The sequence below is a fragment of the Streptomyces sp. NPDC054834 genome (assembly GCF_053611185.1).
This window is the reverse complement of the sequence record NZ_JBSGZV010000019.1, coordinates 137,133-151,007: the sequence shown is the minus strand read 5'-3', so window position 1 is coordinate 151,007 and position 13,875 is coordinate 137,133. Positions and strand designations below refer to the sequence as shown.

Sequence of the window (13,875 nt, the reverse complement as noted above, 5' to 3'; positions counted from 1 at the left end):
GCACCCCGGTCGCCGCAGCCACCGCCGCCGGAGCGACACGTCCCCCGACGGATCCGGCCCGGGCGCCTCCCCGACTGCCCTGCCGCCCGCTGGACCAGCGCTCGAAGGCCCGCCCGACGGGGCGCCGGCCGTGGTGTCGCCGCGGTCGGCGCCCCTGCCCGGATCACGGGCCGCTCGCGTGGGGCCGGCTCGCTCCTACCGCCGGACCGTAGAACCCTCCGCGTCGGCACGCGGGCCGCTGCCCGCGTGCCGTTCAGGACAGGTCCATCAGCCCCGCGGCGACCGTCGCGCCGAGTTCCCAGCAGGCCTCGATGTCGGCCTTGGCGGGCTCGCCGGTCACGGTGACCGGGTCGGCCGCCCGCCGCCAGCCGAGGCCCGTCGTGATCGTGTCGATCGCGCGGAGCGCGCCGGTGACGTCGCTGCCGCCGTGTACGTAGGTGCCGAAGGAGCGGCCGCGCGTCTCGTCCAGGCATGGGTAGTAGACCTGGTCGAAGAAGTGCTTGAGCGCCCCGGAGATGTAGCCGAGGTTCGCGGGCGTGCCGAGGAGGTATCCGTCGGCGGCGAGCACGTCGGACGCGGTGGCGGCCAGCGCCGCGCGGCGGACCACTCGGACCCCCTCGATCTCCGGGGCCGTCGCCCCGGAGACGACGGCCTCGAAGAGGGCCTGGCAGTTGGGCGAGGGCGTGTGGTGGACGATCAGCAACGTGGGCACACCCGCACCCTGCCCCGGCCCGCCGTCCGGCCGCAAGGCCGCTCGCCCGTCAGGGCTGTACCGGCCTCGGGAAACATCGGTACAGCGATTGGCGCTTAGATTGATCATGGTCCGATCGGGGCGAGCGCGCTGACCCGGTTCTCGTACTCGCGACGGGCCTTGCGCTGGGCCGGGACCGCCGGGGAGCCCTGGGCGCTGTCGAGCGGCTGGCAGCGGGCGAGGAGCTGACGGTGCACGTCGGGGACGGCGCTGACGCGCAGGGTGTAGCCCTGGCCCCGCCGTACGCTCACGCCCTGGTCGAGCGCGGCCCGCTCGGCGGGCTCCAGCTCGGCGGCGCGGAGGAAGTCGGCGACCTTGCCCGGCATGTCGAGGGTGACCGGCAGCTCCGGAGCCGGGACCTCTTCCTTGGTGGCGGTGTGGTCGGGCAGGAGGTCGGCGATGGCCGTGCGGATCGCGCCGCGGCTGACGCCGTGGTCGCGGGCGAGGGCGGCAATCGAGCGCCCCTCCAGATAGGCGGTGCGGACGTCGTTGGTCTTCGTCGCCGCCACGGCGGGGCGTCGGCCACCCTTGCTGCCCTTGGCCTCGGCGGCGCGCAGTCCGTCGTAGGTCAGCCCGCGCTGGAGGTCGCGCTGGAGTTCGCCGGCGGCGGCGAGGGTCCGCACCATGAACTTCACGGTGGACAGCAGCTCTCCGGTGCGCGCGTGGCGGGCGGTGAGGTCCATCGCGGAGAACGCGCCGTCGTGGATGCGAAGCGCCACCTGGTCGCGATGGAGGACGTCGATCACGTCGAGGATGTGCCCGGTGCCGCGTACGAGGCGGAACATCTCGGAGATGTGCACGGTGTCGCCCGGCCGCGCGTAGGTCAGCAGTTCGCCGAACTTCGCTCGTTCCAGAGGGTGGAGGCGGCTGGAGGTGCTGCCTGCTCCTCGAAGACGACCGGGTCTTCGATCCCGGCCTCATCCAGGACAAGGTTCTGACGGTCGGTCGACTGCTGGTCGGTCGACACTCGCTTGTAGACCAGGTTGGCCATGTCGCTCCCCGTTGTGGTGGTCGCATTCGACCCTGGCTGTCAGCAAACCCTGTCATCAGCCGCCATCGGATCTGATGGGATCGGCGCCGCCGTCGGGCCCCGGAAAGTCCGGGTTCATTGGACGGCCACCGCGCCTGTCGTCATTCGAATCGTTTGACGACAGGCAGCCGACGCGTCCGGGTGATGTAGTCGGGACGGACTGCTGTCTGCCATCGGTGAACACCACCCCGAGCGGGCGCAACGGTCATTACCGTCCAGTCGCATGACGACGGTCACAACCCGTACGGTCGAATACCCGGCCGACAACCTGACGATGATCGGATACCTCGCGCTCCCGGCCGGTGCCGAGCGTCGGCCCGCAGTCCTGATCGGACCCGAGGGGATGGGGCTCAGCGATGTCGAGCGCCGACGGGCCGAGGCTCTGGCCGAGCTGGGGTACGTGGCGCTGGCCTTCGACCTCCACGGCGGACGCTATCTGGAAGACCCAGAGGAAATGTTGGCCCGTTGCATGCCCCTGCTCGCCGATCCCGACCGCATGCGAGGAATCGGTCACGCCGCGCTCAACGTGTTGCGTGCCGAACCACGGGCCGACCCCGACCGGACCGCCGCCGTCGGCTACGGCACCGGGGGCGCAGTCGCACTGGAACTCGGTCGCGATGGCGTCGACCTGCGCGCGATTGGGACAGTCAACGCACTGACCACGGGCCGACCGGGCGAGGCGGCACGCATTCGCTGCCCGGTATGGGCCGGGGTCGGGTCGGAAGACCCGATCATGCCGCCCGCGCAACGGGAGGCGTTCACCGCAGAGATGCAGGCCGCGGGCGTCGACTGGCGCCTCGTGGTCTACGGAGGAGCCCTTCACGCCTTCCACCACCCACCGGTCGACCACACCGTGCCTCCCGGCGTCGGCTACCACCCACGGCACGCACAGCGAGCCTGGCGTGACATCGTCGCCCTGCTCGTCGAGTGCCTGCCCGTCACGGATTGATCCGATCGGCTACTGGTACTCACTCCTGCCCGTCGTCGTCGTATTCGTCCAGCTCTGGGGGCATCCGGCTCGCGCAGCGGGCGCAGGCGCCGGCGGCCGGGGTGGAGGCGGTGAAGCTGTAGCGGCCGAGCAGGTTCAGGTTGCGGTGCTTGAGCGGGGAGAGCCGGGCGCTGTCCTCGTCTCGGATCTCGTGGCCTTCGGCGCGAAGCTGGGCGACGGCGGCGTCGATGTACTTCGTCGTCCAGAGCACGATGGCGTTGAGGACCAGGCCGAGCGCACCGAGCTGGTCCTCCATCCCGTCCCGGTACGCCTGGTGGATGGTGCCGCGCTTGCCGTGGCACACATCCCGGGCCAGCTTGTGGCGGGACTCCCGCACGGTGAGCTGCCGGTTCATCTGCCGCCGGTAGGTGTCGTCCACCGGGTCGACCACCCGCAGCAGGTGCTCGGTTTTCGCGATCCACCAGCGTCGCCACCAGGTCCCCGGGCAGTGCCGGGTCCGCCCGCCGCGCGGCGCCCGCGACCGTGGCGTGCAGCCGCTTCTCCGCGACCTTCCGCGCCTCCGACACCTGCCGGGCCGGCACCGACACCCCGGGCAGCAGCACCCGGTGCCGGCGCGGCCAGCCCACCGCCTGGTTGAACAGCGCCACCGGCCCCTCGGCGTGCGTCCACGCCCGGCCGTGCAGGAAGGTACGGAAACGCCGCGACCACTCCGCATCCTCGTACCGACAGGTTCAGCACGTACTGCAGCACGCAGACCGTGGCGAGCTGGGCGGGGGAGAGCCCGGGGCGGCCATCGCGCGGGTACCAGGCGGTGAAGTCCTCGTCGTTCCACAGGCCGTCGAGGCGGTCGCGGATCCACATCGCGGAAGTGCCGCGGGGGTTGCTGGCGCGGGCGACCCTCTTCAGTGAAGATCCGACTGGACCTCGGTCAGTCGATGCCTTCGACGATGCGGAAGTCGCGCTCGACGCCGTCGGAGAGGGCGACCAGCGCCTCCTGGTAGGCCGCACTCTCGTGCGCCGCGACGGCCTGCTCGAAGCTGTCGAACTCGACCAGGACGGTGCGCTCGGCGATTCCGGCGTCATGCGCCACGACCCGACCGCCACGGACGAAGGTCCGACCGCCCCCGGCCTCGACGGCCGGAGCGGCCAGCTTGTTGTAAGCAGCCAGCTTCTCAGGGTCTGAAATGGTGCGGTAGACGCTGACCCAGTAGCCCTTAGGCACGGAACCTCCAGTGTTGGGATGAGTGCATCTGACTCACGGGTTGGTCTCGGACGAGCGTCGGCGGGCGAGAGCGAGGCTTGTCAGCGTCGTGATCGCCATGGCGCCGACGCCGACCAGCGCCGCGGTGGTGTAGGCGCTGTCGTCGGGGAAGAGGTGGCCGGGGCCGGTGCCCGCGGCGAGGATCAGGCCGCCGATGGCGCTGCCCAGGGAGTACCCGACGCTGCGGACGACGTAGTTGAAGCTCATGGCGCTCGACGTCTCGCTCTTGGGGGTGACGGCCAGGATGACGCCGGGCATCGCGGCCGAGAAGCCGCCGACGCCGAAGCCGAGCACGCCCATCGCCGCGAACAGTTCGGCCAGGTCCGACCGGGCCGCCGCGAACAGGGCGAACCCGCCGCCGACCACGACGGCGCTGCCGGCCAGGAGCAGGGGGTCGGCGATCCGCGTCCGGACCCGCGGCGTGAGCTTGCCGGCGACGAACCCCAGCACCGAGAACGGGATGAGGACCAGCCCGGCGACGAAGGTCGTCAGCCCGAAGCCGTAGCCGGCGCCGTGCGGCGTCTGCGCGTACCGGGTGATGAGCGTGAGCAGGAGGTACATGCCGATCCCGCCGACGAACATGGCGAGGTTCGCCCCGGCGACCGCCGGGTGCCGCACCGCCCGCACACCGACCAGGGGCGTCGTGCTGCGCAGCTCGATGACGGCCCAGACGCAGAGCAGCACCACCGCGGCGACGGCGAGGCCCGCCGCCACGGCGAGGTGCCGGCTCCACAGATTCCGTTCGCCGGCGAGGAACAGCACCAGGAGCAGCGCAGCGGCCAGCACGACCGCGCCTGCCACGTCCACGTGGGCGGAGCGGCCTTCGGGGGCTTCGGGCATGGAGCGCCACGCGGTCAGGAGGGCGGCGGCGGTGACGACCAGGCCGAGGCCGTAGGCGGCCCGTACCCCGCCGAGCTCGGCGAGCAGTGCGGCCAGCGGGTAGCCGACGCCCGCCCCGATGATCGAGACCACCGAGATCAGGGCGATCACGGCCGCGCTGCGCTCCTCGGGGAGGTGGTCCCGGGCCACGCCCATCATCAGCGCCGTCAGCCCGAGCCCGACGCCCTGGGCCGCCCTGCCGGCCAGCAGCCACGCGAACGGCAGCGGCAGCACGGTGAGCGCGCTGCCGGCGACGACGACCGCCAGCGTGGCGAGGATCGTGGCCCGCCGGTGCGGGCCGGCTCCGAGCCGGCCCAGGACCGGCGTGGCGACGGCGCCGCTGAGCAGCGCGACGGTCAGCGTCCACTGCGCGCTGCCGAGCGAGACGTGGAACGAGGTCGCCACGCTGGTGATGAGCGGCGTCCCGAGGCTGGCGACCGCCGCCACGACCAGAGCGATGAACATCAGGGCGGGGACCAGCAGCCGCGCCTCGGAACGCGCCACCGGGAACGCCTTCACCGCCTCCCCGCCGACCGGCTGCCCGGTCACTGCTTCGGCCCTTCGCGGTCCTGGCTTTCGAGCTCTGCCAGATGCTTCAGCGCCGGAAGGGCCGCCACCAGCGCCTCGACCTCGTCGCCGGTGAGCTCGCCGATCAACCGCTCGAACGCGTGGACGCCCGCCTGGCGCCGCGTCCGGACATAGGAGGCGCCGGCCTCGGTCAGGCACACCAGCGTGACCCGCTTGTCGGACGCGTCGCCCCGCCGCTCGACCAGGCCGGACTCCTCCATCACCCGGACCAGGGCGGTCATCGCGGGCTGGGTGACGCCCTCGACCGCGGCCAGATCGGTGATGCGCCGCGGGCCGGTCCGGTCCAGGGTGGCCAGGGTGGCGGCGGACGTCAGGCTCATGTCCCGGGGCAGGCGTCTCGCGGCCCTGGTGGCCAGGTTGTAGAGGGCTGCCCCGATGGCGGCGGACGCGCCAGGAGCGGTGTCTTGACGACTCATGCTCGAAGCATAGCATTTTTATATTCATAGTTTATGGAAATGGCCGACTGGCGCGGGCGGCCTCGATCCGCACCCGCGACGGCGGCCGGCCATCGCGCTCGGTGCGCGGCCGGAAACTGCCGCGCCCGTCGACCAAGGGTGTTACCGGCGGTAGCACCGAGGATATTACGGTTCAGTAAGGTGACAGACCGTCAGCGAATACCCCGGCCCGGCGGTGGCTCCCCGTGATTGCGTACGCCGCTGTCAGTGCCCTCGGTTACAGTGACCGACCTCAACAGAAGGGGGTTACGGCGGTGCGCGTCGAGGTGGGGGCCGTGCGGGGCAGAGTGGCTCAGATGATGGTGCTGGCGGCGGTGTTGGGGGGCTGCGCGGGCTCGCCGGACGGGGACGACCCTAAGTCGCCCTCGAGCGCATCGGCGGCGAGCCGGGGAAGCGGAGCGGCGGGCGCGCCCGCCAAGGCCGGCGGCAGCATAGGCGCCGCGGGCTCCGCCTGCGAGCTGCCCGTCACCTTCGACATCGCCGAGGACTGGAAGGCCGAGGCGGTCGACGCGGGGACGTCCGCGAGCGCCGCCGGCGGCTCAGGCGGCTCCAGCGGGTCCGGCGGAGACGACGACCTGGCCGGCGACCTCGCCGACGCGCTGCTCCGCCAGGGCCCGGTCGCCCTCGCCTGCGAGGTCGACGCGAAGCCGGCCGGGAACATCGGCTTCCTGCGCGTGTGGAAGGGCGAGCCGGGCGACGCGGACGCACGTGCCGTGCTGCGGGCCTTCGTGGCGGCGGAGGACAACACGAGCAAGGAGAAGTACCGCTCCTTCAAGACCGGCGGTGTCTCCGGCGTCGAGGTCGAGTACGTCTACACGAGCAAGCTCCTCGACGAGTCCAAGAAGGAGAGCGCGCTGGCCGTCACCACCGACGACGGCCCGGTCGTACTGCACCTCGGCGGGATGGACAGCGAGGAACACGAGGAGATGCTCCCGGCGTACGAACTGGCGAAGCGGAGCCTGCGCATCGCCTGAGCCCGGCGCCCGTCCGTCACAGCGGGCGGGTGGACCGGCCCAGGTAGGTCAGGGGACCGGGGTCCGGCACCAGTATCACCTCGAAGCCGAGGCGGTCGTAGAACACGCGGGCGGCGGTGTTCGCGGTCACCATGCCCAGATGGACGGACGGAACTCCACGCTCGCGCAGTGCCGAGAACAGGGCGTCCATCAGCCGGCGCCCGTGACCGCGCCGCTGCCATCGCGGCAGCAGGTCGATGTGCAGGTGCGCGGGGTGGCCGGTCAGTTCCGGCAGCAGCATCCGCTCGGGCCGGTGCAGCAGCGACACCATCTCCTCGCTCGGCGTGCGCGGCGCCGCCGAGGATCTGGGGTAGCGGCCGGCCACTCGGGGGATCCAGATGTCACGGAAGGCCTCGACGAACTTTGCCGTGTCCGCCGTACCGACGACGTACCCCACCGGCCGCCCCTGCCCGTCGTCCAGGACGAAGGCGAGCTCCGGCTCCAGGAAGCAGTAGGGCTCGACGAAGAGAGTCGGCATCAGGCGCTGGTCCGGATACAGGGCCCGCGAGTCGCCGCCGTTGTGGGCGGTGCGGACGCATACGTCGGCGACGGCGGCGCGGTCGGACGGGCGGTACGGGCGGAGGTGGGGGCTGGAGTCCATGAACGACACCCTGATGCTTACGGGAGCGCTCCCACAACCCGATTCCCATGGGCATCCGGGGGCTTCGCGCCCCCGGATGCCCGGCTCAGGGTCCGGCGTCGGCCGGACCGGCGTCACCTCGCGGAGCGCCCGCTGCGGCGCAGCACCACGAAGCCCGCGATCAGGAGCACCGCGCCGAGCGCGCCGGGCCACAGGTGTGCCCCCGTCTCGGCGAGGCCGCCCTGGACGGCCTGCGGCTCGGTCTGCGGCTCGGTCTGGGCTCCGGTCTGCGGTGCCGTCTGTCCGGCGGTAGCGGACGGTTCCGCCTCAGCGGTGGTCGACGGCTCGGTGGACGGGGTGGACCGGCCGGCACCGCTGTGGTGCGAGCCGTGCCGGTTCGGGTCCGCCGCGGGGTTCCGGGTGGACGACGTCGTCGTGAAGACTCGGGGTGCCTTGGTGGTGGGGGCCGGGGCGGAGGCCGTACCGGGGTCGTTCGCCGGCTGCGTGCTCGGCGCCCCGGAGGACGGCTGCTCGGACGACGGCTGCTCCGGGGCCGACGGCTGCTCCGGGGCCGACGGCTGCTCCGACGACGGCTGCTCGGAAGGCTGCTGCTCGGAAGGCTCCTGTGTGGGCTGCTCTCCCCCGCCGTTGCCCGGGTTCGCCTGGCCGCCGTCGCCCGGTGAGGCGTCGGCGCTCGGCGACGGTGTGCCGCCGGATTCCCCGCCTGCGCCGCAGGTACGGCCCGAGTTGATGCAGTCGACCATCTCCCGCATCAGGCCCTCGTCGAAGACGTTGATGAAGTCGCCGTGGTCCGTGACCGGCTTGTGCTGCTGCTCCGGGAAGGAGTCCACGGAGAACAGCGGATGCGTCCGGCCGCCGTCCTGGAGGCTCGGTGCCGTGACGTCGTACACGATGCGCTGCACGAGTTGCGGGATGGCCTGGAAGCCGCCCGGGCACTTGCCCTCGGCGTCGGCGAACGCCACGTGGGTGCGGTGGTTGGCGCTGTCGATGTTCCGCCCGTCCCAGCAGCTCTGGAACCGGAACGTGCGCACCACGTCGCTGCCGGACGGGCACAGCGGGTACTTGTCCTTCAGCTGCCGGTCCTCGAAGCCGGTGCAGCTCCAGGAGGCGTTGGCGTTCGCGGGGCCGTTGACGAAGGCCTTGGCGTCCCCGGTGATGATGCGCAGCAGGCGCGGCATGGCCGTGACCTTGCCGCGGGCGCTGCCCTCGAAGGTCAGCGTGACGTCCTTCGGCGTGACGATCTGACCGGCGTTGCCCTCGGTTCCGCCGCCGGGGGCGTCCGCGTCGCGTTCCCTGGTGCCGTTCTGGAGGCGCAGCACCGGCCAGTAGTACGTGGACTTGTCGCCCTGGTCCACGCAGCTCGTGTCGGCGTTCGCGAGGTCCTCGTCGCTGGCGAAGGCGTTGTTGGCCTGGTTGCCGATGTAGTCGTGGAAGTGGTGGGCGCCGTTGGTGACGCCGGGAGCGACGATCACATTGTCGGAGTTGAACAGGCCGTTCGCGTTGACGCCGCAGCTGGAGGTGAACGTGCCGCGCGATGCGTCGGCCTGCGGGGCCGGGGTCCGGACGTCGGGCTGGACGGTGGTGATGTCCGTGTAGTCGGCGGCCACGGGGCCGTTGCCGCCCTGGCCGGAGCCGCCGTTGCCGTTCTGGCCGTCGCCGCCCTGGTTCTGGGTGCCGCTGTTCTGGCCGCCCTGGTCGCCGCTGCCCGCGGCGCCGCCCTGCTCGGCGGGCGGGCGCAGGGTGCACGCGGCCATGTCCTCGAGCCCCTGCGGGCGGTCGCCGACACTGTCGATGGCGGTGGCGATGCGCTCGATGGCCGCGCTCCGCTTCTCCTCGAGCGGGTTCATGATCGTGCCGTCGGCGGACCCGGGGTCCTGCCTGACGGCCTGCGCGGACGCCTGGAGTTGCTGGTAGGCGGCGGACACCTGCTGGTCCAGGAGGGCGAGTTCGCGGTCGACGTCCGCCCTGGCGTCGTCCGGCACGGAGGTCAGGCGGCTGCCGACGTCCGGGCAGTCGATGGTGGCCGACCCCGAGCCCCAGCCGCCCGCCTGAAGCACCCGGGCGTCCGTGCCGCCCTCGGTCGCCGAGGCGTAGACGTTCGCCGCGACGAGTCCACCCCCGCCCAGCATCAGGGCTACCGCGGCGAACGTCGCGCGCCGTGCACCTGTCGGGCGTCTGCGCCTGTTGCGTCCCACAGAACCACTCCCACACCTCGTGGCCGGCCCGGCATGGCAAGCCCCCGTCCCATACGGAGCCGGACGCGGGTGTGTTCAAGCACCTCACCGATTCATCGTGAACTCACAGGAGACGCCGGTCACGCCGGGCCGGCTGCGGCCGGCCGGCTTCCGGGACACTTGACCTTGTCTGCGTCGAGGCCTTCAGACTCGTCAGGCCGGGAAAGAATGCAACGAGGCACCCCTGAAATCCCTCAGTGACACGGCCCCCCCTATCGCCGCCGCGCACCGAGGGGGCAGGCCATCACCGGCCTGGGGCCGGAAGCGGCCTTTTCCTGCGGGAATCAGAATCGCGCAGTTCCCTCAGCTCCCCGGCGGGCGCTTTCTCGGCGGATTCCAGATTTCGCCGACGCCGTCGGCGGCACCGGGACGCGGACCCGGAGGACCTCGCCGACGCCGTCCTGCGGGAGTTGCTCCCGAGGGAGGGGCGACCGACGACACCGCGCTCGTCATCATGCGGTTATGAGGCGTCATCATGCGGTTGTGAGGCGGGGTTTCGCACGCCCCTCCGGGCACCTTCACCGGACGGCCACGAGCGCCAAGATGAATATCACAATTACGTATCGGACATTCCGCGCTTCAACCTTCACACCAGCCACACAAGTTGGTTAAGTTGGCGTCCAGACCGCACGGCTCCCCCCGGCGAACCTCGCCGGGCCGCGCGGCCTCCGCCGAATCCGGTGTCCCCGCAGGGCAACGGAGCCGGGGACCCAACCGACTTGGGGTGAATCGGCCCGACCGCCCGACGGGGCAGGGCCGTAGGGCATGCCTTCCACCATCGACCGCCCGAACCCGCCAGCTAACCCGGTAGGCGGAGCACGGAAGGAGTACGTCCCCCATGGCGCGCGAAAGCCGCGACGAGGTTCGGCAGCGAATCGACAGCCTTTACGACCAGACCGAGAGCGCCACGGGGAACTTCAACGCGACCCGCGCGACATCGGGGGGAACGCCCGGTCGTGGTGTGCGCCTCCGCAGGTCGGACAGGGGGAACGATCCCGCTCTGGACAGCATCGCCCAGCAGTGGATGACCGGGGCCCGTTCCAAACTGGGTCCCACCTCCCCCGCCGTACTCCCGGCGGACCGGACGTCACAGCGCCCGACCAGCCCCGCCGGTCTGGACAACATCGCCCGGCAGTGGATGACCGGGGCCCGCTCCAAACTGGGTCCCACCTCCCCCGCCATACTCCCGGCGGACCGGACGTCACAGCGCCCAGCCGGACGGCGCTCCAACGTCCCGGTCCCGAAAGAGCTGTTGGAAGCGGCCGAGCGCATCCTGCCGGAGCTGACCGCCGGGACCTCCGGGCAGGCGGGCGGACGCGCCGTGCCGGAGCTGACGGCCCGTCCCAGGGCGGAGCTGACGGCCGGGCCCGTCGCCGCGCTGCCCGCCGTGCCGGAACCGCGGCAGGAGACCCCCCTGGCGCTGCCCGCGGCCGAGCCGCGGCGGTCCTCGCCGCTGGCCTCGAAGGAAAAGAACCAGAAGAAGCTCGCCACGGCCCGGGACCTCCTCTCCCGCCGGATCGCCCAACCGGGCGCGCCCGCTCCCCTCGCGGCGGCCGAGCCCGCGCCTCCCGCCCCACAGGCTTGGCGTGGCGACCCCGAGCAGACCCTTCAGCCCGCGGAGCAGGAGTGGCTGCGCCGGCAGTGGTCCGGGCTCAGTGGGGGCTTGTCCGCCATGGGTGAAGCGAAAGCCCGCGGAGGTGCGGCGGCCGGGAGGAGCGCGATGGCCGGTGCCGGCATGGCAGCCGCCACGGCTGGGTCCCCCGGTGCCGGCGCAGCCGTCGGTGCCGCCCCGTCCATGGGCGTCGCCGCCCAGGGCGCGACCCCCATGACCGCCACCGGAACATTCAGCGTCCCCAACCCCCTCACGGACAGCGGCGCCTTCAGCGTCCCCAACCCGGTCGCGAACACCGGCACCTTCGCCGTCCCCAACCCCCTCACCGACAGCGGCGCCTTCGCCGTCCCCAACCCCCTCACCGACAGCGGCGCCTTCAGCGTCCCCAACCCCGTCGCGAACACCGGCACCTTCGCCGTCCCCAACCCCCTCACCGACAGCGGCGCCTTCGCCGTCCCCAACCCGGTCGCGAACACCGGCACCTTCGCCGTCCCCAACCCCCTCACCGACAGCGGCGCCTTCAGCGTCCCCAACCCCGTCGCGAACACCGGCACCTTCGCCGTCCCCAACCCCGTCGCGAACACCGGCACCTTCGCCGTCCCCAACCCGCTGACGGACAGCGGCGCCTTCAGTGCCCCCAACACCGTCGCGAACACCGGAGCGGTCCCCGCCGCGGCCCCCCTCACCAACACGGCAACCGTCACCGCCCCCAGCCCCGTCACGAACACAGGGACCTTCAGCGTCCCCAACCCCCTCACGGACAGCGGAGAGTTCGCCGCGATGCCCCCCTGGGCCGCAGCCGGGGTCTTCGCCACCGCCAACCCTCTCGTCGCGCCCAGCCCCGTGCCCCCGTCACCGGCCCCCATCGCGGCCCCGGTCGCGGCGGCTCCGGCCCCGACGCCGCCCCCTGCCCCAGCCCCCGCACCCACCTTCGCCCCCACCCCCGCCCCCTACGAGGGAAGGGCCGCGCAGGCGCTGGCGTTCGCCCGGGCGCAGATCGGGCGGCCCTGTGTGTGGGGTGCGACCGGGCCGGACTCCTACGACTGCTCGAGTCTCACCCAGGCCGCCTGGCGAGCCGCAGGCGTGGCGCTGCCGCGGGCCGCGCGGGAGCAGGCGGACGCCGGGACACCTGTGGCACTGAGCGAGGCCCAGGCCGGTGATCTCGTGATCTTCTTCCAGGACGCCGGCCATGTCGGCCTGTACTCCGGCAACGGCATGATGATCCACGCCCCGGGCCAGGGCGCGTACATCCGCGAGGAGTCGGTCTACGGTGCCGGGGAGGCGGCGATTCACCGGGTGATACGGCCCGCGTGAGACCGGCCGCGCCGGCTCTCGTAGTGGTCGAGCAGGGTCTCTTCGACCGGTCGGTAGGAGAGGCCCAGCTCGTGCACGCTCCGGCTGTTGTCCACGCGGAAGCGGATGCCGAGGTGCTTGCGGATGTAGTCCTGGGTGAGCCCGAACGCGGGCCCCAGGACGCGTACCGGCCAGTGCGGGAGCGCGGTGCGCGGGAGGCGCAGGTCGCGGGGGTGGCGGGCCCGGATGACGCGGGACATCTCCAGGAAGGACGTCATCGTCTCGGCCGCGACGATGTAGCGGCCCTTGGCCGCCGGGTTCTCGGCCGCGGCGATGTGCGCGTCGGCGACGTCCCGTACGTCCGCCGTGGTGAAGCTGAAGTCCGGGGCGCCGTAGCAGAAGTACCCCTTGAACAGCTCGTCGAGCAGGAAGAGGCTGCCGGACCCTGACGCGGGGGTGAGTGAGGGGCCGAGGATCAGTCCGGGGTTGACGGACACCATCCGCCAGCGGTCCTGGGCCCGTTCGGCCTCCCAGGCGATGCGCTCCGCGACGGTCTTCGCGTAGTGGTAGGGGTTGTTCTCCACCGTGCTGGTGGTGTTGAAGTACTTCTCCGACAGCACCTGGCCGTCCATCTCGAGGACGTCGGCGTAGTCGCCGAAGACCGCGCCCACCGTGGAGGTGAGGACCAGGGTGTGCACGGACGGCGCCCGCTCCACCGCCGCCAGCACGTTGCGGGTGCCCAGCACGGCCGGGTCGACCACGTCGCGGCGGCCGTCCTCGATCTGCTCCGGCATGAGGAACGGCGACGCCACGTGGAAGACCACCGCGCAGCCACGCACCGCCTCGTCGAAGGAGCCCTCCTGGAGCAAGTCGGCCTCGAACAGGGTCAGTTGACCGGGAAAGGCCTCCTGCATCTCCCAGAGGGGCCGCACCTTCGCGCGGTGTGCGGCGCGGCGCACGGTCGTGTGCACGTGGTAGCCCCGTTCCAGCAGCCGCCGCACCAGATGGCTGCCGACGAACCCGCTGCCGCCGGTCACCACGGCGGTCCGGTCCCCGTCCCCGCGCTCCCCCACCCTGCTCACCCTTCAAGGGTCGGGCATGCCCATGACCGGTGTCCACACCCCCGCCAGGGCATAAGACCGGTTTATGAGCTCATAGACGGGACCCGCGTACAAACTTAGGCCTGCCTTAGTTTAGGCTTCCCGATCG

Annotated in this window: 12 protein-coding genes, 1 pseudogene and 1 riboswitch; of the genes and pseudogenes, 3 read left to right on the top strand and 10 right to left on the bottom strand. The window is 72.1% G+C overall.

All coding sequences use genetic code 11. The features are described 5' to 3' along the window. Positions 1–253 precede the first annotated feature (253 nt). The 3 genes from ACWGJM_RS25345 to ACWGJM_RS25335 form a co-directional block, all read right to left on the bottom strand. On the bottom strand, positions 254–712 hold the full coding sequence (locus tag ACWGJM_RS25345; RefSeq protein ID WP_453413981.1) for a flavodoxin family protein: 459 nt from the start codon (positions 710–712) through the stop codon (positions 254–256). Between the two features lie 104 nt (positions 713–816). Then, positions 817–1,551: a hypothetical protein gene (locus ACWGJM_RS25340; protein ID WP_453413980.1), complete on the bottom strand. Its 735-nt coding sequence runs from the start codon at positions 1,549–1,551 to the stop codon at positions 817–819. Between the two features lie 23 nt (positions 1,552–1,574). Continuing rightward, entirely contained in the window at positions 1,575–1,742 is a 168-nt protein-coding gene (locus ACWGJM_RS25335) for a hypothetical protein (protein WP_453413979.1), read from the bottom strand. Between the two features lie 262 nt (positions 1,743–2,004). Between ACWGJM_RS25335 and ACWGJM_RS25330 the strand changes: the two genes are divergently transcribed. Then, on the top strand, positions 2,005–2,730 hold the full coding sequence (locus ACWGJM_RS25330) for a dienelactone hydrolase family protein (protein WP_453413978.1): 726 nt from the start codon (positions 2,005–2,007) through the stop codon (positions 2,728–2,730). Positions 2,731–2,765: 35 nt separating this feature from the next. Here the strand turns inward: ACWGJM_RS25330 and ACWGJM_RS25325 are convergent. The 4 genes and pseudogenes from ACWGJM_RS25325 to ACWGJM_RS25310 form a co-directional block, all read right to left on the bottom strand. Next, positions 2,766–3,187: pseudogene (locus tag ACWGJM_RS25325) on the bottom strand (Tn3 family transposase); the annotation flags it as partial. 471 nt (positions 3,188–3,658) lie between these two features. Further along, on the bottom strand, positions 3,659–3,952 hold the full coding sequence (locus ACWGJM_RS25320; RefSeq protein WP_453413977.1) for a DUF1330 domain-containing protein: 294 nt from the start codon (positions 3,950–3,952) through the stop codon (positions 3,659–3,661). A 33-nt stretch (positions 3,953–3,985) separates the two neighbouring features. Next, positions 3,986–5,419 (bottom strand): MFS transporter, encoded by a 1,434-nt coding sequence (locus tag ACWGJM_RS25315; protein WP_453413976.1) that lies wholly within the window; start codon positions 5,417–5,419, stop codon positions 3,986–3,988. After that, positions 5,416–5,778 (bottom strand): MarR family winged helix-turn-helix transcriptional regulator, encoded by a 363-nt coding sequence (locus ACWGJM_RS25310; protein ID WP_014173936.1) that lies wholly within the window; start codon positions 5,776–5,778, stop codon positions 5,416–5,418. The genes ACWGJM_RS25315 and ACWGJM_RS25310 overlap by 4 nt, the downstream gene beginning before the upstream one ends. Before the next feature lie 389 nt (positions 5,779–6,167). Between ACWGJM_RS25310 and ACWGJM_RS25305 the strand changes: the two genes are divergently transcribed. After that, a complete protein-coding gene (locus ACWGJM_RS25305) occupies positions 6,168–6,887 on the top strand; it encodes a lipoprotein (protein WP_453413975.1) in 720 nt (239 codons plus the stop codon). A gap of 16 nt (positions 6,888–6,903) precedes the next feature. On the opposite strand, the gene ACWGJM_RS25300 is transcribed toward ACWGJM_RS25305, so the two are convergent. Both ACWGJM_RS25300 and ACWGJM_RS25295 read right to left on the bottom strand, forming a co-directional pair. Then, positions 6,904–7,527, bottom strand: coding sequence for a GNAT family N-acetyltransferase (locus ACWGJM_RS25300; protein WP_453413974.1), 624 nt, complete (start codon positions 7,525–7,527; stop codon positions 6,904–6,906). Between the two features lie 113 nt (positions 7,528–7,640). Then, positions 7,641–9,656 (bottom strand): DUF1996 domain-containing protein, encoded by a 2,016-nt coding sequence (locus tag ACWGJM_RS25295; RefSeq protein ID WP_453414005.1) that lies wholly within the window; start codon positions 9,654–9,656, stop codon positions 7,641–7,643. Between the two features lie 764 nt (positions 9,657–10,420). After that, positions 10,421–10,591: riboswitch (cyclic di-AMP (ydaO/yuaA leader) on the top strand. 8 nt (positions 10,592–10,599) lie between these two features. Here ACWGJM_RS25295 and ACWGJM_RS25290 point away from each other — a divergent pair. Further along, complete coding sequence (locus ACWGJM_RS25290) at positions 10,600–12,687, top strand: NlpC/P60 family protein (protein WP_453413973.1); 2,088 nt, start codon at positions 10,600–10,602, stop codon at positions 12,685–12,687. Here ACWGJM_RS25290 and ACWGJM_RS25285 read toward each other — a convergent pair. Then, positions 12,663–13,748 (bottom strand): NAD-dependent epimerase/dehydratase family protein, encoded by a 1,086-nt coding sequence (locus ACWGJM_RS25285; protein ID WP_453413972.1) that lies wholly within the window; start codon positions 13,746–13,748, stop codon positions 12,663–12,665. The genes ACWGJM_RS25290 and ACWGJM_RS25285 overlap by 25 nt on opposite strands. Between the last annotated feature and the right edge of the window lie 127 nt (positions 13,749–13,875).

What these genes read in the sequence shown, in the direction of transcription:
- ACWGJM_RS25335 (WP_453413979.1), bottom strand. Translation starts at nt 1,742, where the DNA reads ATGGCCAACCTGGTCTACAAGCGAGTGTCGACCGACCAGCAGTCGACC.
- ACWGJM_RS25330 (WP_453413978.1), top strand. Translation starts at nt 2,005, where the DNA reads ATGACGACGGTCACAACCCGTACGGTCGAATACCCGGCCGACAACCTG.
- ACWGJM_RS25310 (WP_014173936.1), bottom strand. Translation starts at nt 5,778, where the DNA reads ATGAGCCTGACGTCCGCCGCCACCCTGGCCACCCTGGACCGGACCGGC.
- ACWGJM_RS25300 (WP_453413974.1), bottom strand. Translation starts at nt 7,527, where the DNA reads ATGGACTCCAGCCCCCACCTCCGCCCGTACCGCCCGTCCGACCGCGCC.
- ACWGJM_RS25295 (WP_453414005.1), bottom strand. Translation starts at nt 9,656, where the DNA reads ATGCTGGGCGGGGGTGGACTCGTCGCGGCGAACGTCTACGCCTCGGCG.
- ACWGJM_RS25290 (WP_453413973.1), top strand. Translation starts at nt 10,600, where the DNA reads ATGGCGCGCGAAAGCCGCGACGAGGTTCGGCAGCGAATCGACAGCCTT.